The 276-nt window shown below is 41.7% G+C and carries 1 protein-coding gene; it reads left to right on the forward strand.

Going from position 1 to position 276, the window contains the following annotated elements:
• Positions 1-276, forward strand: a 276-nt coding sequence (locus tag AAEY78_RS12955; protein ID WP_352339724.1) for a hypothetical protein, incomplete at both ends; no start/stop codon positions are given.

The following is a 276-nucleotide window of genomic DNA, read 5'->3' on the forward strand; positions in this document are numbered from 1 at the left end:
GTTAATATGTCTAGTGTTGTAATTTACTGTCGTAGTGGGTTTGAAAACGATGCCGCTGCTGAAATAACGTTCCACGCTGCCGAGCAAGGTTTTGCCGGTTATGTTAAAGCAAAACCAAATACCGGTTATGTTATTTATGAGTGTTTTGACGCGCAGCATGGCGACGAAATAATTAAAAAAGTTGATTTTAAAAACATGGTGTTTGCTCGTCAATGGTTTGCTGGTACGCTGATCGAAAACATGCCAGTAGAAGATCGTGTAGGGGCGGTTGTAGAG

Origin of the sequence: Psychrobacter sp. 16-MNA-CIBAN-0192 (genome assembly GCF_040309565.1) — a bacterium.
In the GTDB taxonomy this organism is placed as follows: domain Bacteria; phylum Pseudomonadota; class Gammaproteobacteria; order Pseudomonadales; family Moraxellaceae; genus Psychrobacter.